Source organism: Chitinophaga silvisoli (genome assembly GCF_003412465.1).
Taxonomy (GTDB): Bacteria; Bacteroidota; Bacteroidia; order Chitinophagales; family Chitinophagaceae; genus Chitinophaga; species Chitinophaga silvisoli.
This window is the reverse complement of record NZ_QTJV01000010.1, coordinates 216,126-239,381: the sequence shown is the minus strand read 5'-3', so window position 1 is coordinate 239,381 and position 23,256 is coordinate 216,126. Positions and strand designations below refer to the sequence as shown.

The following is a 23,256-nucleotide window of genomic DNA, read 5'->3' as shown; positions in this document are numbered from 1 at the left end:
AATGCGTAGCGGTCCATGTACTTTTATCGTAACTTCGAAGTCATGGGAACATCAATCACTTGCCCTAATTGTAGGCACCAGTTTGTCATGGAGGATGCATTTGCAGCAGAAATTGAAAAAGAGATGCGCGGTAAAATGGCAACCGAATGGACCAAACGTAAGAATGAACTGGAGAATGAAAGGCAACAGCTGGCACAATTCCGCCAGCAGGTAGAACTACAAAAGCAATCACAACAGGAAGAGCTGAGCAGGTTACTGGAATCAGAAAAAAGTAAGCTGCAGGCTACCCTGTCTGAGCATATCCGTAAGAGCGTATCCGCTACTTATGAAAACCAGTTGCAACTACTGCAACAGGCCAATTCCGAAAAGGATGAAAAACTGAAGGAAGCCAGGCAACAGGAGCTGGACTTCCTGCGTAAAGAACAGGAATTACTGGCCAAAGAGCAGGAAATAGAAATCTCTATCCAGAAAAAACTGCTGGAAGAACGGAACCTGCTCACGGAGAAAATTCGCCGTGAAGAGGCAGACCGTAACCTGCTGAAAGAGCATGAGCACCAGCTGAAACTGGCTGAACTGGCGAAACAGCTGGAAGATCAGCGCAAGCTGGCAGAAGAAATGCGTCGTAAAGCAGAACAAGGTTCTACCCAGTTGCAGGGCGAAATACAGGAACTCGTGCTGGAAGAATTGTTGAAAGGCGCTTTCCCCTTCGATGAAGTGATGGAAGTGGGTAAAGGAGTGAGAGGTGCCGACTGTATCCAGCTGATCAGGAACCAGTTCGGACAGGAATGTGGTAAGATCATTTATGAAAGCAAGCGTACTAAAGACTTTGCAAGGGACTGGCTGGAAAAGCTGAAGGCGGATATGCGTAGCCAGGGAGCGGATATCGCAATCCTCGTTACACAGGCCATGCCGAAAGATATGGAGCGCTTTGGAGAGAAGGAAGGCGTATGGATCTGTACATTTGCAGAAGTAAGGGCACTGGCACATGTACTTAGAGAAGGTATTATCAAAGTGGCCGGTGCACTCAAAACACAGGAAAACAGGGGTGATAAGGTGCATATGCTCTATGGTTACCTCACCAGTGGCGAATTTGCAGAGCAATGGAAGGCCATCCGCGAAGGTTTTATGGCCATGAAAATTTCTATCCAGAAAGAGAAAGATGCGATGGAGAAGATCTGGAAGGCAAGAGAAAAGCAGTTAGAGAAAGTATTGCTGAATGCTGCACATATCAAGGGCTCCATTGAAGGCATTGCAGGAACGGACTCCGTGGATCTGAAATTGCTCGAAGATGCCGCTGATGCCATGCTGGATTAAAAAAAACAGCTGCCTGGTATCTAAAAATATTAAAAGCGCTTTGCCTCAGGGTAGAAGCGCTTTTTCCATTTAAAAATGAATCATATTCCACAATTATACTTAAAAGTGTAGCTTTCCTGCTACAGTTAGTTTCATCCCTTATTACTCACACTTTTTCCCTTCCTTCCATATTATTTAGCAATCCCGACCATATCAATATATGACAACAATAAGAAAATCAATATGTTAATTTTAAGGATACATTAACAGAACCTTGCTAAATTTACTACACGATATTGGCTATAAATACGTTGTATGTATAGTAATAAGCCGGTTTGGCATATTTCATGTTGTAACAATATAACACCGCCAGAGAAGCATCTGATTTAACAATCGATTTACTTTCGTTGATTTACTGAATGAGTAGACAGGGTTTAACTTATACACTGGTTTTTTTTTGCACAGGGGATAAATTTTTAGATCTTGGTAACTGATTTTTATTAGATTAGCGAAACCGTACTATATTATTGTTCCGTATATAATAATACGTTGGTGTGCTAACTAATTTCGTGAGTAATTCTTGCCAGCGTTCTTTAATTGAAAAATCACCCTTTTAGACGAAAAAAGAATTTGTGTTTTATTACCCAGGTAATAAATTGACTGATATACGTATGGGTGGTTGAGAAAAAATGGATTTTCGCATATTCTATAAAAAACCAAAGTATGAGAGGGCTGCTATTTTTAGCAGCCCTGTTATTTAGGAAAGCCCGGTGAAAAAGCCTCCTGTATATTCCCTTCGGTATCTTTATAAATAAAACCTGCCTCTAGCTGTAACTCCGGGTGCTGCTTTATAAATGCAAATGAGCGTTTCACTCCCATTAAGATCAGGGCATTGTCAAATCCATCAGCAGTGATTGCGTTTGTGGCCAGGACGGTGACACTGATGATGTTATTGTGGATAGCTTGTCCGCTCCGCGGGTCAATGGTATGGGCGAAGCGCTTAGCACCTGAATCGAAGAAACGGCGGTAGTTTCCACTGGTGGTAACCGCACTGTTGATTAAAGGAATGATACGCTGCTGCTCGCCTTCGATGCCTACAGTCCAGTATTGCTGATGTGCATTTTTTCCTTTCGCACATAGCTCTCCTCCTACATCTACAAGGTAATTATGTATGCCTTTGCTATCCAGAAACCGGCCGATTACATCGGTGGTATACCCCTGGGCAATCCCGTTACAATCAATGGTCACCTTCGGTTTTGTGCGGGATAATTCCGTGCCTTTCACTTCTAAATACTTATAACCTACGTAGCTTAAGACAGCATTGATTGTATCGGGAGAAGGGACTTTTCTTTCAGCAGGCTGATGAACGCCGAAGCCCCAGGCATCTACCAGTGGTTTCACTGTGATATCAAATGCCCCCCTGGTGATTCTACTGATTTCAAGTGACCGGGCAATGACTGCCTGCATATGTGTATCCATTTGTACATGGCCCTTTTCGTTGAACTGGTTGATGAGCGAATTAGGTTTGTACAAAGACAAGGACTGATCGATTACTGCAAAAATGGAATCGATCTCAGGCTGCAGGGAGCTCGTATCTGAAGCTATATATTTGATGACATAGTAAGTGCCCTGCGCCTTTCCTTCCAGTACTGTTTGAGCAAGGGCTGTGAGGGGCAGGAATAAGAACAGGAATAAGAAGCGCATATCAATGAAAAGCATCGAGTCCGGTGATATCCTGACCGGTAATGAGTAAGTGAATTTCGTGGGTTCCTTCGTAAGTGATGACGCTTTCGAGGTTCATCATGTGGCGCATGACGGGGAACTCGCCGGTGATCCCCATTCCGCCCAGTATCTGGCGGGCATCGCGGGCTATCTGGGTAGCCACGGCGCAGGAATTGCGCTTGGCCATGGAGATCTGGGCCGGGGTGGCTTTACCTTCATTTTTCAGTACACCTAAGCGCCAGTTCATGAGCTGTGCTTTTGTGATTTCGGTAATCATTTCAGCCAGCTTTTTTTGTGTAAGCTGGAAGCCTCCGATAGGACGGCCAAACTGCTCTCTTTCTTTGGCATAACGCAGGGCGGTGTCGTAGCAATCCATAGCAGCACCGATTACACCCCAGGCAATGCCGTAACGGGCAGAGGAAAGGCAGCTTAGAGGACCTTTGAGCCCTTTCACATTGGGGAGGATATTTTCTTTGGGTACTTTCACATTGTCGAAAACAAGTTCGCCGGTGGCGCTTGCCCGAAGGCTCCATTTCCCTTTGGTTTCAGGGGTGGTAAAACCTTCCATACCTCTTTCCACGATGACACCTTTTATAATACCTGCTTCATCTTTGGCCCATACGACAGCGATCCGGGCAAAGGGGGCATTGGAAATCCACATTTTTGCGCCATTCAGGATGACATGGTCACCGTCTTCTTTGAAATGGGTAACCATTCCGGAGGGATTAGAGCCAAAATCAGGTTCGGTGAGTCCGAAGCAGCCCATCCATTCGCCGGTGGCGAGTTTTGGGAGGTATTTTTTCTTTTGTTCCTCACTGCCGAAGGTGTAGATAGGGTACATGACGAGGGAGCCTTGTACGGAGGCGGTGGAGCGGATGCCGCTGTCGCCTCTTTCGAGTTCCTGCATCATGAGACCGTAGGCAATGTGATCCATGCCTCCACCGCCGTATTCCTGGGGGATAGTGGGCCCAAAGCAACCGAGTTCACCAAGGCCAGGGATGATCTGGGAGGGAAAAGTGGCTTGCTGGCAGGCATCTTCGATAATGGGGGAGATTTCTTTCTTTACCCATTGTCTGACAGCGTCGCGCACCATGAGGTGTTCGGGTGTGAGCAGGTCGTCTATCCGGAAGTAGTCGGGGGATTGAAACAAATCTTTCAGCATGTGGAACAGGTTAGATAAGGAATCAATTTAACTAAAAAGAAGGATATTAAGCATAAAAAAACACCGCCTGGAGGCGGTGTTTTTTTATGCTTAATAAATTACCAGGGACGATGATTTAATTTATCCCGCGGCCAGCGCTACATCCAGGTACTCGGCCATTTCCTGCTGTAAAGCCTGGGCAGCTACGCGTGCATCCTGCGCAAAATCTTCTCCATTGCCAGCATAAATAATAGAGCGGCTGGCATTGACCAGCAGACCGCAGTCTTTATTCATGGCTACGGCAGAAATCTCCTGCAGGTTGCCGCCCTGTGCACCTACGCCGGGTACCAGGAAGAAATGATCAGGCACCAGTTGGCGGATATATGCCAGCTGCGCACTCTGGGTAGCACCAATCACGAACATCATATTGTCCGGGGTACCCCAGCTCATGCCTGCCTTCAGCACTTTCTCATACAGCATTTCATCTCCGCTGGGTGTAAGCTGGAAATCCTTGCTGCCTTCATTGGAAGTAAGACCCAGCATAATGGTCCATTTCTCATGGAAAGAGAGGAAAGGCTGTACACTGTCACGCCCCATGTAAGGCGCTACAGTAACGGCATCGAAATTATATGTCTCAAAGAATGTCTTGGCATACTGTGTAGAGGTATTCCCTATATCTCCGCGTTTGGCATCGGCGATGGTGAAGTGTGTGCTTGGGATGTACTCAACAGTGCGTTGCAGTGACTCCCAGCCACGGATACCCATACATTCATAAAAGGCAGTATTGATCTTGTAAGACACGCAAAGATCCTTAGTGGCATCGATAATTGCCTTGTTGAATGCAAATACCGGGTCTGCATGTGAAAGCAGGTGACGGGGAATCTTCGTGATGTCTGTGTCTAAGCCAACACAGAGATAAGATTGCCTCTCCTTGATCAGATTCACCAGTTCGTGTCGGTTCATATAAATACTTATTTGGGGCGCAAAGGTAAGTAAAACTTATTCAATGCGGGCGTGATGAGTGATATTATACAATTTTGTTATGACTGCATGGCCTGGCCTTCCTTGATCGTAAAAGTTAAAGTTCTGGTAAATTTTTTAAAAAATGAAATGAACATTCAGTGATTGAGCAGGCATTTCTTTTTCTGCTTAAAGAATCATTGGCTGAAGGACGGTCTGAATTGAAGTCGTCTTCGAGATTAACAGGTCACTAAAAGGTCACCAAAAGGGCACCAAAAGGTCACCTCATTATCCAGGGGATATTGAAGTGACCTTTTGGTGTCGAACAAGCATCGAAGAAGCATCGAAGAAGCATCGAAGAAGCATCGAAGAAGCATCGAAGAAGCGTCGAAGAAGAATCGAAGAAGGATCGAAGAAGGATCGAAGAAAGATTGGGAACGGATAAACTCTTCAAGCCCCTAAATCCCCTACCGCTTATCAATTAGATTTTTGTATTTCTAAATAATGTTCCTAACTTTTCCCTCCACGTTATATGGAAAGACATATGAAAAACTCCCCCATCCGGCTATTATGCCTTTTTTTATTCATTTGTTTGCAATCGGTTGCACAAACCCGGCTGCCCACCTTAGGTGTCACCACTACCTACAGAAATGATTCCCTTTTACACGCCGCCGGTTTTGACTATATTGAAGGCAGCGTTGGCAAACTCCTCTCCCCCGATATTCCGGAAGACAGTTTCCAGGTTTTTCTCAACGCCGAACCTAAAATGAAATGCACTTTCAATACCTGCAATGGCTTCATCCCCGCGGAAATACCCATCGTAGGACCCAGGGCAGATGAACAAAAGATTCTGACTTATGTAGATAAAGTAATGCAGCGGGCCCAAAAAGCCGGCGTATCCATGATCGTACTAGGCAGCGGCAATGCCCGCAAACTGCCCGAAGGGTGGACCCCTGAAAAGGAAAACCCACACTTCGTAAGCATCTGCCGGAAAATAGCCGAAACTGCCGCCAGGTATAAGGTGGTCATCGCCATCGAAAACCTGAATAGTACAGAAACAAATTATATCAACACCCTGGCGGATGCGAATGCCATCGTAAACGCTGTCAACCATCCGAATTTTAAACTCACAGCAGACATTTACCACATGCTGAAGGAAAATGAACCTGCTGCGAACATCGAGAAAGCCAAAAAGAACCTGGTCCATTGTCATATTGCAGAGAGAGAAAAACGGACGGCACCCGGTGTCGCCGGCGACGAAGTGAGACCATATATCGCAGCCCTGGCAAACATTCATTATAAAGGCGGTATTTCTGTTGAAAGCCGCTGGGACCCAATGGATGTACAAGCTGCCCCGGCACAAAAATATTTACGTCAACTCATCCTAGAACTGTATCAATAAAAAATTAAATTCCAATGAAATCACGTCGTGAATTCCTGAAACAATCCCTGCTGGCAGGTGCAGGCGTTTCTATCACCGCTATGGGCATGCCGGCCAGTAGTTATGCCCGCATTATGGGAGCCAATGACAGGGTAAATATAGGATTGGTCGGATTTTCCGATCGCGCACGCCAGACCCTTCTGCCCTGCTTCTTTAACAACAACAAAGAATTGAATTTTGATATCATCGCCGTATCGGATATCTGGAAACGGCGCAGGGAAGAAGGCCAGGCCTTTATCTCTAAAAAAGCAGGTCATGATATCCAGGCATGTGTTAACAACGATGAACTGTATAAGATCAAAGATCTGGATGCTGTTATCATCGCTACTGCCGACTTCCAGCATGCTTACCACACCATCGAAGCCGTAGGTCAGAAAAAAGATGTGTATTGCGAAAAACCATTTGCTGAAACAATGGACGATGCCCGCAAAGCACTGAAAGCAGTGAAAGACTCCGGCAAAATATTCCAGGTAGGTACACAACGTCGTAGCGGCGATAGCTATCATGCTGCCAATAACTTCATCAAAGAAGGCAAATTCGGGCCTATTACCATGGTTGAAATGACCTGGAATGTAAACCAGCCGGGCAGATGGCGCCGTCCTGAGTTAGTGAAGGAAATCAGGCAGGAAGATACTGACTGGACCCGTTTCCTCGCAGGCCGTCCGAAAGATAGCTGGGATCCGAGAAAGTACCTTGAATATCGCCTGTTCTGGCCTTATTCTTCCGGGATCTTCGGTCAGTGGATGACTCACCAGATTGATACTGTACACTGGTTTACAGGGCTGAAACATCCTCGTAGTGCCGTAGCTAATGGTGGTATTTATATGTGGAAAGATGGCCGCAAAAATGCAGATACTATTACTGCGGTATTTGAGTATGGACCAGAGAATGATCCGACTTCAGGTTTCCAGGTACAATATAGCTCCCGCTTCTCTAACTCTGCCGGCGGCGTGAAGGAAATGTACTATTCTAATGGCGGTACCATTGATATCGATAAGAACAAGATTTCTCCAACTGGTGGTCTTACAGAACATGAAGCCCAGGAGATGGGAATGCATGCAAACCTGCTGCCTGAAATGACGCTGAGTAGCGGTGGTAGTTCTGCTGCTACTGGTGCGAATATGGGTGGAGATCCCCTGACGAATGCGCATGTACGTAACTGGATGGAGAGTGTGAGGAGCAGGAAGCAGGGGAATGCGCCGATTGAAGCAGCTTATTCACATTCCATTGCGCTGATTATGGCGAATGCGGCGTATAGAACAGGACTGAAAGCGACTTTTGATGAGAATAAACAGGATGTAATAGTAGGTGGTAAGCCTTTTATTATATAATTACAATGTAGATAGCAAAAAAATAGCTTCCGCCTTCGGCAGAAGCTATTTTTTTTTTGCTTTGGCCTGCGGCCTGCTTAAAATTTATACAAATACTTCTACAATCTTCGTAGGCGCTACATTCGCATTCCTCATCGCAATACTTCTTGCCGCCGTACTTGCAAATCCCATAAACGCCAGCTTGGTAGCATCTTCTCCTCCCAGCATAGCCGGTACACCCTCATCTCCACCTTCACGAATGCTCTGTACAATCGGAATCTGACCCAGGAATGGAATCTCCAGGTCTTCTGCCAGGCGCTTACCGCCATCTTTACCAAAGATGTAATACTTGTTATTTGGCAGTTCAGCCGGTGTGAAATAAGACATGTTCTCCACCAGACCGATAATCGGTACATTGATCTGAGGACCATCGAACATTGCAATACCTTTCTTGGCATCTGCCAGCGCCACATCCTGCGGAGTGGTCACAATTACAGCGCCGGTCACAGGTACCGTCTGTACCAGGGTCAGGTGGATATCACCAGTGCCGGGAGGCATATCAATTACCAGGTAATCCAGTTCTCCCCAGTGTACGTCGGTGATGAACTGCTTAAGGGCACTGCTGGCCATTGGACCACGCCAAACCACCGCTTGCTTCTCATCGATCAGTAAACCGATGGACATCAGCTTGATACCGTGCTTCTCCAAAGGAACGATCATGCCTTTTCCGTCTACATTCGTCATCATGGGACGATGACCACGAACCCCAAACATAATAGGGACTGAAGGTCCGTAAATATCTGCATCCATCAACCCTACTTTGGCACCGCCTTCAGACAGGGCAAGGGCCAGGTTGGCCGCTACAGTAGACTTACCTACACCTCCCTTTCCGGAAGCTACTACGATGATGTTTTTCACCCCAGGCAGCAGGCTCTTTCCATCCTTACGGTTGGAATTTACGTTGGCAGTCATATTTACATGCACTTCAGCATCTTTGCTTACCAGGTGATGGACAGCATTGATACAGGCATTTCTGATCAGATCTTTCAGTGGACAGGCAGGGGTAGTAAGCACAACAGTGAACGTCACTTTATTACCATCTATCTCAATGTCTTTCACCATGTTAAGCGTTACCAGGTCCTTCCCCAGATCAGGCTCTTCCACATTGCTCAAAGCCTTTAAAATCTGTTCCGTAGTGATCATAAATAGTTGTTAATTTTAATTCGAGGCTGTAAAGTTAACCTAATTGCTATTTACTTTGTCTGCGCTGTCCATAGTTTTTGTCAATTGCTTCCGTTCATCCATCTATATGTGGAGGAAAAACATTCCTATGGCTTATGTTTAATTCAAATCATTTATCTTAGAGGCGGCATGCACAAGAAGATTTCCTACATACTGTTTTCGCTTTTGTTCCTTCCTTTTCTGCTGAAAGCACAGTTAACGCAGTTCAAGGATAGCATCATCCAGATTTCCGGTATTACTATGACGGCGGATAGCCTGAGAGCTGTCCCTGCAGTGAGTATTCTCATCAAAGGACAGAACAGGGGTACTATCTCTAACCAGCAGGGGGTATTCTCCATCGTTGCGTTTAAAGGGGATACACTGACCTTCACAGCAATTGGTTACAAGAAGAAAGATTTTAGGATTCCAGTGACTTTGCCAGGCAATGCTTATTCCCTGCTGCAACTCATGGTAGACGATACTACTTACCTGCCGGTTACAATCATCAAACCATATCCTTCCAGGGAAGAATTTGAAAAGGCATTTGTAAGTGCAGATATCCCGGATGATCAGTACGAACTGGCCCGAAAGAATACGGAAGAGGCAAAAATGAGGGCGATCTCAAGATATGTGCCACCAGATGCTGCTGAAGCTACCAATATGTACTTCAACAGGCAGGCTCAGAACCTGTATTATGCAGGACAGTTACCGCCACAGAATATTATGAACCCACTGGCATGGGCACAATTTATACAGGCCTGGAAGCGGGGGGATTTCAAGAGTAAGAGTAATAATTCGTACGGGTACGGGTATTAGCAAATTAAAAAGTATAAATCATTATATCCAAAACGGCTCAATTGCAATGCGATTGAGCCGTTTTGGCATTTGGGTCTTTCAGTGATAAACAGAAATGTATTTTCAATACCTTATTCACTTAAATTTGGCCAAATTCAATTCCATGTTCTCATTAAAAAATATTGCCGTGATCGGTGCCGGCACCATGGGCAATGGCATCGCACACGTCTTTGCCCAAAACGATTTTACCGTTACCCTGATCGACGTATCTGCACCAGCCCTTGAACGCGCCCTGCAAACCATCGAAAAAAACCTTGACAGACAGGTAGCAAAAGAAACCATCACTGCCGAAAAAAAGGCACAAACTTTACAAAACATCAGCACCACCTCCGACCTCGCCGGGGGAGTGCAAACTGCCGACCTGGTCGTGGAAGCCGCCACCGAAAACACTGCCCTGAAACTGAAGATCTTCCAGGACCTGGACCTGCATGCCCAACCAGCCGCCATCCTCGCCACCAATACCTCCTCCATTTCCATCACGAAAATCGCTGCCGCTACCAAACGCCCCGGCAAGGTAATAGGCATGCACTTCATGAACCCGGTGCCTGTTATGAAACTGGTGGAAATCATCAACGGCTACGCCACCGAAAAGAGTGTGACCGAAAGGATCGCCGCCCTCTCTGAACAGCTGGGCAAGGTGCCCTGCGTGGTGAACGATTATCCCGGCTTTATTGCCAACAGGATCCTGATGCCTATGATCAATGAAGCCATCAGCTCATTGTACGAAGGTGTAGCAGGTGTGGCAGAAATTGACACCGTGATGAAACTGGGAATGGCCCATCCCATGGGGCCTTTGCAACTGGCTGATTTTATCGGACTGGATGTATGTCTCTCTATCTTAAGGGTGCTGCAGGATGGATTCGGGAATCCGAAATATGCCCCATGTCCTTTATTAGTGAATATGGTAAACGCAGGCTACCTGGGTGTGAAAAGCGGGGAAGGATTTTACAGGTATGAGAAGGGAAATAAAGACCTGATTGTAAGCGATCGCTTTAAATAAATAAAGAAGGCTTTATGCCTTCTTTATCTCTAATCCATGAATATCTTTCAGCTTCAACAGTGCCAGCTCTTCTACGGCCTTCGGCACCCCAATATCCATACTGCAAAACAGCTGTAACTCCTGTGCATACACTGTGCAGTTCTGCTGCTTCACCACCATCATAATATCATTCAGAATCGTGTAGTCAAAACTCAGGTGATATTTGGCCTCTACATTTTTTTGCACTGCAGGGATCACCTGCAGCACCATAGACGCTGACATCTTATAGGCATTGATCAGGCCCGGTGCACCTAATAATGTACCACCAAAATAACGGACTACTACCACCAGTGTATCCGTCAATCCCTTGCTGTCGATCTGCCCCAGTATTGGCTTGCCGGCAGTCCCTGAAGGCTCTCCGTCGTCACTGGCGCGAAACTGATTGCCATCCGTACCCAGTCTGTACGCAAAACAATGATGTGTAGCTTTGGGGTGTTCTTTCTTCACTTCCTGCAGGCATTCTTTCACCTGCTCTACCGACTTCACCGGCCATGCATAGGCCAGGAACTTACTGCCCCTGTCCTTGAATTCTGCCCTTGCTGTTTTTTCTATAGTAAAATAAACTTCCATGCCTGGTTTGTTAAGGGGTATAATTGATCACGAGCAGGTTGTTCTGCTTCAGATCCGTCTTTATGCGCACGTATTTTCTGATCTTACCTGCGGTGATTTTCATCACGGCGGTATTGGGAGGAATACTTCCCAAATTGTCTGCCAATAATATCATCCGGTTTTCGCCCGGTTGGAGTGTAACTGATAATTTTTGTCTGCGTTTTAATACAGGAAATCCGCTTACGATGAATTTGTCATTCAGTCGGATAGAAATGCTGTCTCCATCTTCCGCAGCATCATCCCACAATTCCAGTTCTACCTCACCTGTGCTTACACTGATCTGATCCAGCAGGTTGTTACGCCGCTCCGTCACCCGCTTATCTACGGGAGGTGTGGGTGGTACTGGCTGTTGTGGCAATGCCTTCCTGTATACCTGTGCTACTAAGAAAGTAGAATAGAAATTTGACTTGTCACGAAAATCGTATACGGCTGCCAGGCTATCTGTCTTGATGCGGAAAGAACCGGTGTTTGGCGGGAGCCTGCCATAGTTGTCGGCGAAGAAACCCAGTATATTCATACCCGTATCCAGCTTCACCTGGAAGAGGGAGCCGCCGGGACTTACATATTCCTTATTCAGCAGGGTCTTACCATTGTGCACAAAACTTACGGTGTCTTTGTCATCCACATCTTCGTCCCGGATAAATACGGGGATGATGGAATCAGTCACCGTGATCTTATCGTAGACCCCGAAGTAAATGGAATCACCTTCAGGATGCACCATACGCTGGGTATCGGGGCTTTTCCAGGGGATATTATCTTTCTTTTTTAGTAAAATCGGTTTCTTAGACAGCAGTTCACGCAGGTAATCTTTCATCATGGCATAGATTTCATCGTCATGATAAAATCCCTGCATATACAACTCGAATGAGTTGATCCACATGCGTTCTACAGCAATGCCATTGGGCTTAAAATCCAGCGTACCATTGAGGTACAGCATCCAGGCACCGATTTTAAAAGGCGTTTCCGAGATGGGGTATTTATTTCTGCCAATGCCTAGTTCGTGGTCATTCTTCTTACAAAGTAAGACCTCGTACGCACCTGAAAAGGAGCCGTATTTAACAGTAAGGAGTGCCGGATACAGCATTTTGTTCGTAGGTTCACTGATCTGAAATTCCATGCTGATGGTGGAACTTCCGGTGGGGGCATAGTCCATATGCCAGGTGCCGGTCCATTTATCACCCTGGCCCACTGCCTGCAGTGAGCAAAGAATGAATAACCATATGCATATAGGAGCCCTTAATTTATACATGTTATTGTTCCCTGTGGTATGTAAATATATGATCGCCCTCCAGCGATATTTCAGTAGTTAACTTTGCATGCTTTAACCTGGGTGCCGGCAATCCTCCCGGTAGTGTGATCGCGCCCCTGATCACTCTTGCTTCGTCCCAGAGTTCTTCTGCTATAAACCGGTGCAGGGTAGCTGCCCCTCCTTCTACCAGTACACTGAGGATCCCTTTTTCATGCAGTTCCTTCATCAGTTGTGTCAGGGTATGGCCAGTGAAGAAGAAGGTCGGCTGACTCTCATCGTACAGGTGATGTGTATGGGGCACCTTGTGCTGTGGGTCTATCACGATCCTCAGGGGATTCTTTCCTGTCCAGAGCCGGTTATTGAGCCTTGGATTATCCATTACAGCGGTACGGCTGCCTACGAGGATGCTACTTTCCTCGCTCCTCCAGCGATGCACCACCCTATCGCTATATTCATTGGAAATACGTACAGGATGACCATCTTCAGTACCCATATAGCCTGCCTGGCACTCGGCCCATTTTAATATAATATAAGGGCGTTTCTGTTCATGAAATGTAAAAAAGCGGTTGTTCAATTCCCTGCATTCAGCCTCCAGGATGCCTGTGCGCACCTTTACACCGGCATTTTCGAGGATAGCGATTCCTTTTCCGGCTACTGCACTGAAGGTATCTACACATCCGATCACTACTTCCGGGATCTTTTCAGCTACGATCAGGTTGGCGCAGGGAGGCGTTTTGCCATAATGTGCACAGGGTTCCAGGCTTACGTACATGGTAGCTGCAGGAATCAGGTGGCGGTCGGCATCTTTTACGGAATTGACACAATTCACCTCGGCATGGGCCTGCCCGTATACCCTATGAAAACCCTCTCCTATTATCCTGCCCTCGTGTACCAATACCGCTCCCACCATTGGGTTCGGGGCCACCTTCCCTGCTCCCAGGGTAGCCAGGTGAATACAACGAAGCATGAAAAATTCATCAGTACGGCCGTCCATGATAGTGATTGTATCTTTACTTTTGCCTGCAAAAATATCGTTTACGCCGGGAATTTCCCTTTTTTATACCAGAGCATATGACCATTCAGGCAGCATTCATACAGATCATTCAGGCCCTAAGCCCCATCCATGGCGATCGGGAAGCCGCCAGTATTGCCCATATATTAATGGAGCATATTACCGGCCTTGGCAAAATGGACCGGATCGTTTATAAAGACAGGGAACTCACTGAGAACCAGGAGAACCTGTTTAGTACCAGCCTGGAGGCCATGCGCAGGAATGAACCTGTGCAGTATGTGACCGGAACGAGCTGGTTCTATGGCATGGAGCTCCGCGTAACACCGGATGTGTTGATTCCAAGACCGGAAACGGAGGAACTGGCGGAGTGGATTATAGAGGATGTGAAGAAGGCAGGAACGCAACCGAGAATCCTGGATATTGGTACTGGAAGTGGGGCGATACCGCTGGCGATTAAGAAAAACCTGCCTTTGGCGGCAGTAAGTGCAGTGGATATCAGTGAAGGTGCATTGAAAATTGCATCAGGAAATGCGGAAAAGCTATCACTGGATATTAGCTTTTCCCGGGTGGATATCCTGGATGCGGAGGCAACGGCAGCTTTGCCTGTTTTTGATATTATTGTGAGTAACCCGCCTTATATCTGTGAGCATGAGCGTGCGGGTATGCAGGACCAGGTACTGAGTTATGAGCCTGGTATTGCCCTGTTTGTGCCGGATCATGATCCGCTTCGGTTCTACCGGAGGATTGGTTTGCTGGCGCTGGAGAAGTTGACAGCCGGGGGTGGATTGTATTTTGAAATCAATGAGGCATATGGGGCGGAAACGGTGAATTTATTGAAGGAACAGGGCTTCGTGGACGTGGTGTTGAAACAGGATCTTTTCGGGAAAGACAGGATGGTGAAGGCGACCAAATTTTAACATTATCATTATTAAACCCTGGTATTTATCGCGGGTCTTTATAGCAGCAGTCTATCATCTGCATGCGAGCTAACATTTTTTTATTACTTCTCAGATGGCAAAAAAACGGCTCCGGCACTAAAGTGAACCGGAGCCGTTTGAATTTCGTATTTGTATGGTTGTTAGACCTCTTCGGTGTAATTCTCAGAGTCATTGGTAAAGTACGGAGACTTATCCCGAAAGTGCTATCCCTATTTAGTTTCAGGCGGTTTGGTAGTTGCCAGTACAACCTTGGCTCCTATTTCGCGCGCAATTTCCATAATAGAGACCACATCCTCTACCGGTACTGATTTTTCTGCATTTACCACGATGGTAGGATCTACCTCCTTGGAATCGCGTGCGATGGATGCGGCGAGCATCTGCTTCAGGCTTCCGAAGGCTACCTTGTTGGTACCTACAAAGAATTCTCTTTTATCATTGATGCTGACAACCACGGTCTGTTTAGACTTGGTATTGCTCTTTGCCTTTGGCAAAGTCAGCTTGATTACGTTTGGATTGGCCAGTGTGGATACGATCAGGAAGAAGAGCAGCAGAATGAACAAGATGTCATTCAGCGCCCCGCTGTGCATCTCCACATGATTTTTATTTCTTCTGTTGCGTAAGTTCATAAGCTTGATTATCTGGTTGGCTCCTGTAAAATATCGATAAACTCAGCAGAAGCAGCTTCCATCTTATTGATAGTCTTGTCTATCTGCGCATTCAGGAAGCTGTAGCCGATATAGGCCACCAGACCGATAATCAGACCCGTTGCAGAAGTGATCATCTTCACATAGATACCACCGGCGATAGTACCCAGTGTGATATCGGAAGTGATGGAGATATTAAAGAAGGTCTGGATCATACCGGCGATGGTACCCAGGAATCCGAACATAGGTGCTATACCGGAAATGATGGAGAGAATCACGAGGTTCTTTTCCATTTTATAGATTTCCAGTTTACCTACATTCTCCATAGACTTTTCAATGCTCTCGATAGGCTTACCTATGCGCTGGATACCTTTGTCGATCATACGGGCAATAGGGCTGTTGGTGTTCTTAGACAAAGAACGGGCAGCCTGGATGTTGCCATTGGAGATATGATCACGGATCATTGGCATGAAATTATCTTCCAGTTTGCCGGCTTTGGAGATGGTGAGATACCTTTCTACAAAGGAGAAAACGGCGATAACAGAGAGAATCCCCAGAGGGATCATGAGTACGCCCCCCTTTACCAGCAGGTCTAATAACCTGATATGCTGATCGGCAGCGGCAACTGCTTCGGTGCCGGCAGCCACTGTATCAGGCTTGGGCGATAATAAGGAATCCTGGAGTAATGTTACTAATCCTAAGAGCATGAATAAAAATTTAACCTTGCAAAAGTATTACATCAAATGCAACAAGCAGGGAAAGATACCAATATTATGTAAACATTTAACGTATATGTCCCTAAAATATTATCCCCATATATCATGAGTGGCGAATGCAAACCAGGGTTTGACTAATTGCGTCAAAAGGCATGCACCCCTCTATCAGCGATTTCTGTGCCAGATGTGGAAAAGGGTTTCCGTTACCTACCCGGATGCCTTTGCCAGCTGCCACTACGCTTTCTCTTCCCACACCTGTGCAAGGTATACGATCGTCTGCACTGCCTTCTGCATATCCTGTATGCTCACATATTCAGACTTGCCATGCAACGCCATTTCACCGGTAAAGATGTTAGGACAAGGCAGTCCCATAAAAGAAAGACGGGAACCATCGGTACCACCACGAATGATCATTTTCAATGGCTCTACTCCTGCCCTGCGGATCGCCTCTTCTGCGTAAGCAGTTACCTGCGGGTGCAGGTTCAGCACTTCCTTCATGTTGCGATACTGCTCTGTGACAGTAAGTTTAGCACTGGCAGCCGGGTATTTCGCCATTACCTGATCCAGGATGTTCTGCAGGAACTCCGCATGGTCCCTGAGTTTGGCCGTTACGAAGTCACGCAGAATGAAATCAATCTCCGCTTGTTCAACAATACCACTTACCCTTACCGGATGAATGAAACCCTGGCGACCTTCGGTCGTTTCAGGAGAGAGACTATCCTTAGGCAGTGCATCTATTATTTCTGAAGCTATCTTGATGGCACTCACAAGTTTATCTTTTGCTGTACCCGGGTGCACACTTACGCCGTCGATCACAATTTTGGCGGCATCAGCACTGAAACTCTCATCCTCCAGGGAACCCAGTTCACCGCCGTCCATGGTGTAACCAAAGCTGGCCCCGAGTTTCTTCATATCCAGTTTTTCCACGCCGCGGCCTACTTCTTCATCTGGCGTGAAGAGGATGCGGATGGTACCATGCTTGATTTCAGGATGCGCTACCAGGTAGTAGGCTGCATCCATGATTTCGGCTACACCAGCTTTATCATCGGCTCCCAGCAGGGTGTTGCCGGCAGCAGTGATGATGTCGTCTCCTTTTTTGGAGGCGAGGTATGGGTGAAGAGCGGCTTTAATCACGGTATTATCTTCCGGCAGTTCGATGTCTCCGCCATCATAGTGCATGTGAATGATAGGTTTTACACCTGTGCCACTACAATCGCTGCTGGTATCCATGTGGGAGCAGAAGCAAATGACAGGAACATCTTTGCTGGTGTTGGAAGGGATGGTGGCAAATACATAGCCATGTTCATCCATTTCAACATCGGAGAGGCCTATTTCATGCAGTTCCTGCACGAGCAGGCGACCAAGGTCTTTTTGTTTTTCCGTGGAAGGAAAGCTCTTGCTCAGTGGATCTGATTGCGTGTCTATCTGAACGTAGCGCAGGAAGCGCTCGGTAACGGTGTATTTGTAATTAGTGAACATAGTGCAAACCTAAGAAATATGGGCAAAAGTGAAATGTACTATTTGGTGCTGGTGAATGTTCTTTATTTAGAACAAATGAACACTCACCTCTCATTTAAAAGAACAATACTCTAAAATATCAAATACAAATAGATCATACAATCTTTCTATTTAGGTTTGTGCAGTAATTTGTACTACGGAACCGACTGGGTGCAGATATTTTCACCTTTAAAAACCTAAAAAACATGAAAACCAACGTTCCCGGCTATCCGCGTATTGGTAGCAACAGAGAATTGAAGAAGGCAAACGAGGCATATTGGGCGGGCAAAATCTCTTTAGAGAAATTGCAGATGACTTCCCGGCAGCTTAGAAGGCAGAATTGGGAAACCTTGCGTGATGCGGGAATTGACCTCATTCCTTCGAACGACTTTTCCTATTATGATCAGATCCTGGATATGTGCGTGACGACCAATACCATTCCTGCCAGGTTCCAGGGGCTGAAAGCCACCCAGATCACGGCGAATAGTCCTGAACTATATTTTGGTATGGCCCGTGGTTATCAGAAGAATGGTTTTGACCTGACGGCCATGGAGATGACCAAATGGTTCGATACCAATTATCATTACCTGGTACCCGAGTTTGACGGCACACAAAATTTTGAACTGGCTTATAATAAAGCACTGGAAGAATTTGAAGAAGCAAAAGCCCTGGGTATTCATACCAAACCTGTGATCATCGGGCCTGTGAGCTTCCTGCTCTTAGGTAAGATCAAAGAAGAGAATTTGCAGGTAGCAGATCTGCTGGATCAATTATTGCCTGTTTATATTTCACTAATACAATCACTGGAGAAGGCCGGTGCCAGCTGGATCCAGATAGATGAACCTACACTGGTGCTGGATCTGGCACCACAGCAACAGGCCTTGTTCCAGTATGCTTACAATAAAATTGCCGCCGTCCTTTCATCTGCCAAATTGTTGTTGACCACTTACTTTGGAAGTCTGCAGGACAATACTGCATTGACTTTGCAGCTGCCGGTACAGGCACTGCATATCGACCTGGTGAGAGCCCCGGAACAACTGGAGCAGCTCTTGCCTCAAATCCCTGCACATCTTCAACTCTCGCTGGGTGTGGTAAATGGACGGAATATCTGGAAGAATAATTATGAGAAGAGTATCTCATTGATCAGGAAAGCTGTTGACTCTTTGGGGGAAGAAAGAGTGCTGATTGCCTCTTCCTGCTCACTGCTGCATTCACCATATGACCTGGACCTGGAAACGCTGACACCACAACTGAAAAACTGGATGGCCTTTGCAAAGCAAAAAGTGTATGAGTTGGTGGACCTCGCGAACATCCTGGCAGGTAATAATGACATCTTAGTAGCAAATAAAGCGGTCATGCAGGATAGAGCGACTGCCGACATCATTCACAAACCAGCTGTAAAAGCCAGGATGGCGGCGCTGACAGCTGCTGATGCAAATCGTAAAAGTGAATTCAGAGTTCGTCAACAGGCACAGGAAGCCGTGTTGCAGTTGCCATTGTTTCCTACTACTACGATTGGCTCATTTCCTCAGACAGAAGAGATCCGTAAGCTGCGTGCAGATGTAAAGAAGGGGTTGATTACTCCTGAAGCATATGCGGCATCGATTCGAAAAGCCATTGAAGCATCCGTTCAATTGCAGGAAAGCCTGCATATAGATGTGTTGGTACATGGAGAATTTGAGCGGAATGATATGGTGGAATATTTTGGTGAACAGCTGGAAGGCTTTGTGTTTACGAAGAATGGCTGGGTGCAGAGTTATGGATCACGATGTGTAAAACCACCCATCATTTATGGAGATGTATCAAGACCATTACCGATGACAGTAACATGGAGCAGTTATGCACAATCGCTGACACGCAAGCCTATGAAGGGAATGCTGACGGGGCCTGTGACGATCCTGCAATGGTCATTTGTGAGAGACGATCAGCCGAGAGCGGATACCACATTGCAGATTGCACTGGCAATCAGGGATGAGGTAAATGACCTGGAGCAGGCGGGTATTCGTGTGATACAGGTAGATGAACCTGCCATCAGGGAAGGTTTACCATTGCGCAGGGCGGATTGGCCGGCATATTTGGAGTGGGCAGTACGTGCCTTCAGGGTAGCGGTGAGTGGTGTGGAAGATGCCACGCAGATTCATACGCACATGTGTTATTCCGAGTTCAATGATATCATTGATAGTATTGCAGCAATGGATGCGGATGTGATTACGATTGAGACGTCGAGGTCACAAATGGAATTGCTGGAAGTGTTTAGTTCATTCAGCTATCCTTATGAAATTGGGCCTGGCGTGTATGATATTCACTCGCCGAGAGTGCCTACGGTGGCGGAGATGACGGCATTGTTGGAGAAGGCAGTGCAGTTATTGCCGGCGAGGAATATATGGGTGAACCCGGATTGTGGATTGAAAACGAGGAAGTGGCCGGAGACAGAACAGGCATTGCGGAATATGGTGACGGCTGCGGAGAAAATGAGAGTGGCGATTCAACAAGCGGTGTAATGTCATTTTGTATCTTTGTGGTATGGCAGAACATGAAACAGTCAGCTGTCCACGCTGTAAGCAACCATTTGAATGCCGGGTCGGATCTATTCTTCGTTGTCAATGCCAGGCGGTGACGCTGAATGAAGAGGAACGCATCTATATCGCTGAACATTATTCAGGATGCCTTTGTGCATCCTGTATGGAAGAAATGAAAGAACAATTTAAAAAACAACAATTTCATTAGCTATAAACGCAAAAAGGGTGTTTGCCACGAGGCAAACACCCTTTTAAATCAATATCCTTGATTAAACGATCTCTACTAATTCAATGTCAAAGATTAAAGGCTCACCAGCCAGCGGATGGTTTGCATCCAGGGTGATGAACTCGGTGCTGATAGCAGCCACTTTTACAGGGAATACCTGGCCCTGAGGATTGCTCATCTGCAATTCCATACCTACCTGAGGATTTAAATCAGCTGGTATATTCTCTTTAGGAAAATCCATGATCAGTTCATCGTTTTTAGGACCGTAGGCTTCCTCAACCGGAATGTTCAAAGTCTTCTTATCGCCTACTTTCATATCCACCACACCGTTGTCGAAGCCTTTAATAACCATACCGGCGCCAACCTCAAATTCCAGCGGGTCTCTGCCTTCGGAAGAATCAAAAGTAGTTCCGTTAGTCAGACGGCCATGATAATGCACGCGCACCTTATCTCCGTTTTTAACTGCTTGCATAAAAATAATTTGTTAAGTGTTTAGGAAATTTATTACCTGCAAGGTAAGAAAAATGATTAAAGTGCCAAGTGTTTGGGCGCATTCTGTCTGCGTTATAGGAAAAATTTGGGGTTGGTTAATGAGGACCGGATTGTTTCGACAAGGGAAGGAAGCAGCTTGCGGAAAAATTGATGAGTGGCTAAACGGTGAGTGTTGATGGGTTATAGCAGGGAAATAAATTTTATTATTTTTGAACCTATGTATAAATTCCTCCTTTCCTGCATAATTTCAGCATCTTTCCTGCTGCCAGCAAAGGCACAGGTCATCACCGGGGCAGACCGGACAGCGGAATACCTTCCCCTGCTCAAAGGCAAACGTGTTGCCCTGATGGTCAACCAGACAGCCACTATCGGCCATACACACCTCGTAGATTCCCTGTTGAAACTCAAGGTGAATATTCAGAAGATTTTTAGTCCTGAGCACGGCTTCCGGGGCAAGGCGGATGCCGGCGAAAAAGTAGGCAACAGCAAAGATGCCGCTACCGGCCTCACCATTGTTTCGCTCTATGGCAAACACCGGAAAGCTGATGCAAATGACCTGAAAGATGTGGACATCCTCATTTTTGATATCCAGGATGTAGGCTGCCGGTTCTATACTTACATTTCCTCCCTGCAGGAACTGATGGAGTCTGCTGCTGAAAACAATAAACCACTCATTATACTCGACAGACCCAATCCAAATGGTCATTATGTAGACGGTCCTGTACTGGATACCGCTCTCCGATCCTTTGTAGGCATGCAGCCTATTCCTATTGTACATGGTATGACGGTAGGTGAGTATGCACAATTACTGAACGGTGAGAAATGGCTGAAGAACGGTGTGCAGTGTAAACTGACCGTGATCAAATGCCAGCAATATGATCACCATACTTATTACCAGCTGCCGGTGAAACCTTCTCCCAACCTGCCTAACATGGCATCTATCTACCTGTATCCCAGCACCTGCCTCTTTGAAGGTACTGCACTGAGCCTGGGCCGTGGTACAGATCTGCCTTTCCAGGTCTTTGGTAGTCCGGAGTTCCCGAAGAATCTCTACTCCTTTACACCTCACAGCACTGAGGGTGCCAAAGAACCTCCGCTGAAAGATGTAACTTGCTATGGCTATAACCTGACAGGTACACCTGAAGAAAGCAGGGCGAAGATGAATGAGCAGGTACAACTGAAATGGCTTATTCAGGCTTATCAATTGTTCCCGAACAAGGATAAATTCTTTATCGGCAGTTTTAACAGGTTGGCAGGGAATACTACCTTGCAGCAGCAAATAAAACAGGGTATGAGCGAAGCTGCTATCCGCCAGAGCTGGGAACCGGCTTTGAAACATTTTAAAACTATCAGGAAGAAATATTTACTATATGCAGAGTGATTCTCTTAGGATCGTATTTATGGGTACACCGGATTTTGCAGTGGCATCACTGGATATCCTGGTTCAGCATGGATTTAATATAGTGGGCGTGATCACTGCACCGGATAAGCCTGCGGGACGCGGCTTACAGCTACAGGAATCTGCCGTGAAGAAGTATGCAGTAAGTAAGGGATTGCATGTGATGCAGCCGGAGAAGTTGAAGAATCCGGAGTTCCTGGAAGAACTGCGCGCATTGAAGGCGGACCTGCAGGTGGTGGTAGCATTCCGTATGCTGCCCGTGGTGGTGTGGGATATGCCAAGGCTTGGAACAATCAATGTACATGGATCTTTGTTGCCTAATTATAGAGGGGCGGCACCGATTAACTGGGCAATCATCAATGGAGAAAAGGAGTCTGGTGTGACGACATTTAAGTTGCAGCATGAGATTGATACGGGCGATGTGATGTTTAGCCAGGCAGTGCCTATCAGGGAGGATGAGACGGCGGGTGAGCTGCATGATGCACTGATGCAGACGGGGGCTGAGTTGTTGCTGAAAACGGTGACGGCTATTGCAAATGGCGACGTGCATGAGATGCCGCAGGCGCAGATGAAGGCAGAGGATATTAAGCATGCGCCGAAGATTTTTAAGGAGGATTGCCAGATTAAGTGGGAGGATGGGATTGATCATATTTATAACCTGGTGAGGGGATTGAGTCCTTATCCTACTGCGTGGACGTATTTGCAGGGGAAGAGTGTAAAGATCTTTAAAGCTACGAAGGAGAAGGTGGCACCGGCGGTGGCACCCGGGGAGTTTGTGACGGATGGGAAGAGCTATTTGAAAATAGCGGCAAAGGATGGGTACCTGAGTTTGGTGGACATCCAGCTGGAGGGGAAGAAGCGGATGGAAATTGAGGCTTTTTTAAGAGGATTCAGGGCGAATTAAGAAATAGAATTAAATAGGCTAAATGAAATGGGGTTTGCGATCGCAAACCCCATTTCATTTACTTGATTA

Annotated in this window: 21 protein-coding genes; 10 read left to right on the top strand and 11 right to left on the bottom strand. The window is 46.5% G+C overall.

The features are described from left to right. Positions 1 to 42: 42 nt before the first annotated feature. The gene (locus DXN04_RS25335; RefSeq protein WP_116856202.1) at positions 43 to 1,314 is read left to right on the top strand and encodes a DUF2130 domain-containing protein; all 1,272 of its coding nucleotides are present in this window, start codon (positions 43 to 45) and stop codon (positions 1,312 to 1,314) included. 732 nt (positions 1,315 to 2,046) lie between these two features. Here the strand turns inward: DXN04_RS25335 and DXN04_RS25330 are convergent. The 3 genes from DXN04_RS25330 to pyrF form a co-directional block, all read right to left on the bottom strand. Further along, a complete protein-coding gene (locus DXN04_RS25330) occupies positions 2,047 to 3,012 on the bottom strand; it encodes an FAD:protein FMN transferase (protein WP_116856201.1) in 966 nt (321 codons plus the stop codon). Then, on the bottom strand, positions 2,999 to 4,177 hold the full coding sequence (locus tag DXN04_RS25325; protein ID WP_116856200.1) for an acyl-CoA dehydrogenase family protein: 1,179 nt from the start codon (positions 4,175 to 4,177) through the stop codon (positions 2,999 to 3,001). Before DXN04_RS25325 ends, DXN04_RS25330 begins: the two co-directional genes overlap by 14 nt. Positions 4,178 to 4,297: 120 nt before the next feature. Further along, positions 4,298 to 5,119, bottom strand: coding sequence for an orotidine-5'-phosphate decarboxylase (pyrF, locus tag DXN04_RS25320; RefSeq protein WP_116856199.1), 822 nt, complete (start codon positions 5,117 to 5,119; stop codon positions 4,298 to 4,300). A gap of 589 nt (positions 5,120 to 5,708) precedes the next feature. Here pyrF and DXN04_RS25315 point away from each other — a divergent pair. Beyond that, positions 5,709 to 6,518, top strand: a complete 810-nt coding sequence (locus DXN04_RS25315) for a sugar phosphate isomerase/epimerase family protein (protein WP_158569141.1) — start codon at positions 5,709 to 5,711, stop codon at positions 6,516 to 6,518. 14 nt (positions 6,519 to 6,532) lie between these two features. Then, on the top strand, positions 6,533 to 7,888 hold the full coding sequence (locus DXN04_RS25310; RefSeq protein ID WP_116856197.1) for a Gfo/Idh/MocA family protein: 1,356 nt from the start codon (positions 6,533 to 6,535) through the stop codon (positions 7,886 to 7,888). 84 nt (positions 7,889 to 7,972) lie between these two features. Here the strand turns inward: DXN04_RS25310 and DXN04_RS25305 are convergent, their stop codons facing one another. Then, a complete protein-coding gene (locus tag DXN04_RS25305) occupies positions 7,973 to 9,070 on the bottom strand; it encodes an Mrp/NBP35 family ATP-binding protein (protein WP_116856196.1) in 1,098 nt (365 codons plus the stop codon). A gap of 168 nt (positions 9,071 to 9,238) precedes the next feature. On the opposite strand from DXN04_RS25305, the gene DXN04_RS25300 reads away from it, so the two are divergent. Next, the gene (locus tag DXN04_RS25300) at positions 9,239 to 9,904 is read left to right on the top strand and encodes a carboxypeptidase-like regulatory domain-containing protein (protein ID WP_116856195.1); all 666 of its coding nucleotides are present in this window, start codon (positions 9,239 to 9,241) and stop codon (positions 9,902 to 9,904) included. Positions 9,905 to 10,046: 142 nt separating this feature from the next. Then, positions 10,047 to 10,943, top strand: coding sequence for a 3-hydroxyacyl-CoA dehydrogenase family protein (locus DXN04_RS25295; RefSeq protein WP_116856387.1), 897 nt, complete (start codon positions 10,047 to 10,049; stop codon positions 10,941 to 10,943). Positions 10,944 to 10,955: 12 nt separating this feature from the next. On the opposite strand, the gene DXN04_RS25290 is transcribed toward DXN04_RS25295, so the two are convergent. The 3 genes from DXN04_RS25290 to ribD are packed head-to-tail and all read right to left on the bottom strand — an operon-like array spanning position 10,956 to position 13,834. Further along, complete coding sequence (locus DXN04_RS25290) at positions 10,956 to 11,552, bottom strand: IMPACT family protein (RefSeq protein WP_116856194.1); 597 nt, start codon at positions 11,550 to 11,552, stop codon at positions 10,956 to 10,958. Between the two features lie 10 nt (positions 11,553 to 11,562). Then, entirely contained in the window at positions 11,563 to 12,840 is a 1,278-nt protein-coding gene (locus DXN04_RS25285; protein WP_116856193.1) for a hypothetical protein, read from the bottom strand. Between the two features lies 1 nt (position 12,841). Then, complete coding sequence (ribD, locus tag DXN04_RS25280; RefSeq protein ID WP_116856192.1) at positions 12,842 to 13,834, bottom strand: bifunctional diaminohydroxyphosphoribosylaminopyrimidine deaminase/5-amino-6-(5-phosphoribosylamino)uracil reductase RibD; 993 nt, start codon at positions 13,832 to 13,834, stop codon at positions 12,842 to 12,844. 77 nt (positions 13,835 to 13,911) lie between these two features. On the opposite strand from ribD, the gene prmC reads away from it, so the two are divergent. Beyond that, complete coding sequence (gene prmC, locus DXN04_RS25275) at positions 13,912 to 14,769, top strand: peptide chain release factor N(5)-glutamine methyltransferase (protein WP_116856191.1); 858 nt, start codon at positions 13,912 to 13,914, stop codon at positions 14,767 to 14,769. Between the two features lie 230 nt (positions 14,770 to 14,999). On the opposite strand, the gene DXN04_RS25270 is transcribed toward prmC, so the two are convergent. From DXN04_RS25270 to pepT, 3 genes are all read right to left on the bottom strand, one after another. Next, positions 15,000 to 15,416, bottom strand: a complete 417-nt coding sequence (locus DXN04_RS25270; protein ID WP_083721470.1) for an ExbD/TolR family protein — start codon at positions 15,414 to 15,416, stop codon at positions 15,000 to 15,002. Between the two features lie 8 nt (positions 15,417 to 15,424). After that, entirely contained in the window at positions 15,425 to 16,141 is a 717-nt protein-coding gene (locus DXN04_RS25265; RefSeq protein ID WP_116856190.1) for a MotA/TolQ/ExbB proton channel family protein, read from the bottom strand. Between the two features lie 243 nt (positions 16,142 to 16,384). Continuing rightward, entirely contained in the window at positions 16,385 to 17,629 is a 1,245-nt protein-coding gene (gene pepT, locus DXN04_RS25260) for a peptidase T (protein WP_116856189.1), read from the bottom strand. A gap of 224 nt (positions 17,630 to 17,853) precedes the next feature. On the opposite strand from pepT, the gene metE reads away from it, so the two are divergent. Both metE and DXN04_RS25250 read left to right on the top strand, forming a co-directional pair. Beyond that, positions 17,854 to 20,148 (top strand): 5-methyltetrahydropteroyltriglutamate--homocysteine S-methyltransferase, encoded by a 2,295-nt coding sequence (metE, locus tag DXN04_RS25255; protein WP_116856188.1) that lies wholly within the window; start codon positions 17,854 to 17,856, stop codon positions 20,146 to 20,148. A gap of 22 nt (positions 20,149 to 20,170) precedes the next feature. Beyond that, a complete protein-coding gene (locus DXN04_RS25250; RefSeq protein ID WP_116856187.1) occupies positions 20,171 to 20,374 on the top strand; it encodes a cysteine-rich CWC family protein in 204 nt (67 codons plus the stop codon). Positions 20,375 to 20,435: 61 nt separating this feature from the next. On the opposite strand, the gene DXN04_RS25245 is transcribed toward DXN04_RS25250, so the two are convergent. Then, positions 20,436 to 20,864 carry an FKBP-type peptidyl-prolyl cis-trans isomerase gene (locus DXN04_RS25245; RefSeq protein WP_116856186.1) on the bottom strand — a complete coding sequence of 143 codons (429 nt, stop codon included), beginning with the start codon at positions 20,862 to 20,864 and terminating at the stop codon, positions 20,436 to 20,438. A 237-nt stretch (positions 20,865 to 21,101) separates the two neighbouring features. Here DXN04_RS25245 and DXN04_RS25240 point away from each other — a divergent pair, with 237 nt between their 5' ends. Both DXN04_RS25240 and fmt read left to right on the top strand, forming a co-directional pair. Further along, positions 21,102 to 22,265 (top strand): exo-beta-N-acetylmuramidase NamZ family protein, encoded by a 1,164-nt coding sequence (locus tag DXN04_RS25240; RefSeq protein ID WP_116856386.1) that lies wholly within the window; start codon positions 21,102 to 21,104, stop codon positions 22,263 to 22,265. Further along, positions 22,255 to 23,187, top strand: a complete 933-nt coding sequence (fmt, locus tag DXN04_RS25235; protein ID WP_116856185.1) for a methionyl-tRNA formyltransferase — start codon at positions 22,255 to 22,257, stop codon at positions 23,185 to 23,187. The genes DXN04_RS25240 and fmt overlap by 11 nt, the downstream gene beginning before the upstream one ends. Positions 23,188 to 23,256 lie beyond the last annotated feature (69 nt).

Excerpts from the sequence above, each read along its gene's own strand:
- DXN04_RS25335 (WP_116856202.1), top strand. The coding sequence starts at position 43 with ATGGGAACATCAATCACTTGCCCTAATTGTAGGCACCAGTTTGTCATG.
- DXN04_RS25330 (WP_116856201.1), bottom strand. The coding sequence starts at position 3,012 with ATGCTTTTCATTGATATGCGCTTCTTATTCCTGTTCTTATTCCTGCCC.
- DXN04_RS25325 (WP_116856200.1), bottom strand. The coding sequence starts at position 4,177 with ATGCTGAAAGATTTGTTTCAATCCCCCGACTACTTCCGGATAGACGAC.
- pyrF (WP_116856199.1), bottom strand. The coding sequence starts at position 5,119 with ATGAACCGACACGAACTGGTGAATCTGATCAAGGAGAGGCAATCTTAT.
- DXN04_RS25310 (WP_116856197.1), top strand. The coding sequence starts at position 6,533 with ATGAAATCACGTCGTGAATTCCTGAAACAATCCCTGCTGGCAGGTGCA.
- DXN04_RS25305 (WP_116856196.1), bottom strand. The coding sequence starts at position 9,070 with ATGATCACTACGGAACAGATTTTAAAGGCTTTGAGCAATGTGGAAGAG.
- DXN04_RS25300 (WP_116856195.1), top strand. The coding sequence starts at position 9,239 with ATGCACAAGAAGATTTCCTACATACTGTTTTCGCTTTTGTTCCTTCCT.
- DXN04_RS25295 (WP_116856387.1), top strand. The coding sequence starts at position 10,047 with ATGTTCTCATTAAAAAATATTGCCGTGATCGGTGCCGGCACCATGGGC.
- DXN04_RS25290 (WP_116856194.1), bottom strand. The coding sequence starts at position 11,552 with ATGGAAGTTTATTTTACTATAGAAAAAACAGCAAGGGCAGAATTCAAG.
- DXN04_RS25285 (WP_116856193.1), bottom strand. The coding sequence starts at position 12,840 with ATGTATAAATTAAGGGCTCCTATATGCATATGGTTATTCATTCTTTGC.
- ribD (WP_116856192.1), bottom strand. The coding sequence starts at position 13,834 with ATGGACGGCCGTACTGATGAATTTTTCATGCTTCGTTGTATTCACCTG.
- prmC (WP_116856191.1), top strand. The coding sequence starts at position 13,912 with ATGACCATTCAGGCAGCATTCATACAGATCATTCAGGCCCTAAGCCCC.
- DXN04_RS25270 (WP_083721470.1), bottom strand. The coding sequence starts at position 15,416 with ATGAACTTACGCAACAGAAGAAATAAAAATCATGTGGAGATGCACAGC.
- DXN04_RS25265 (WP_116856190.1), bottom strand. The coding sequence starts at position 16,141 with ATGCTCTTAGGATTAGTAACATTACTCCAGGATTCCTTATTATCGCCC.
- pepT (WP_116856189.1), bottom strand. The coding sequence starts at position 17,629 with ATGTTCACTAATTACAAATACACCGTTACCGAGCGCTTCCTGCGCTAC.
- metE (WP_116856188.1), top strand. The coding sequence starts at position 17,854 with ATGAAAACCAACGTTCCCGGCTATCCGCGTATTGGTAGCAACAGAGAA.
- DXN04_RS25250 (WP_116856187.1), top strand. The coding sequence starts at position 20,171 with ATGGCAGAACATGAAACAGTCAGCTGTCCACGCTGTAAGCAACCATTT.
- DXN04_RS25245 (WP_116856186.1), bottom strand. The coding sequence starts at position 20,864 with ATGCAAGCAGTTAAAAACGGAGATAAGGTGCGCGTGCATTATCATGGC.
- DXN04_RS25240 (WP_116856386.1), top strand. The coding sequence starts at position 21,102 with ATGTATAAATTCCTCCTTTCCTGCATAATTTCAGCATCTTTCCTGCTG.
- fmt (WP_116856185.1), top strand. The coding sequence starts at position 22,255 with ATGCAGAGTGATTCTCTTAGGATCGTATTTATGGGTACACCGGATTTT.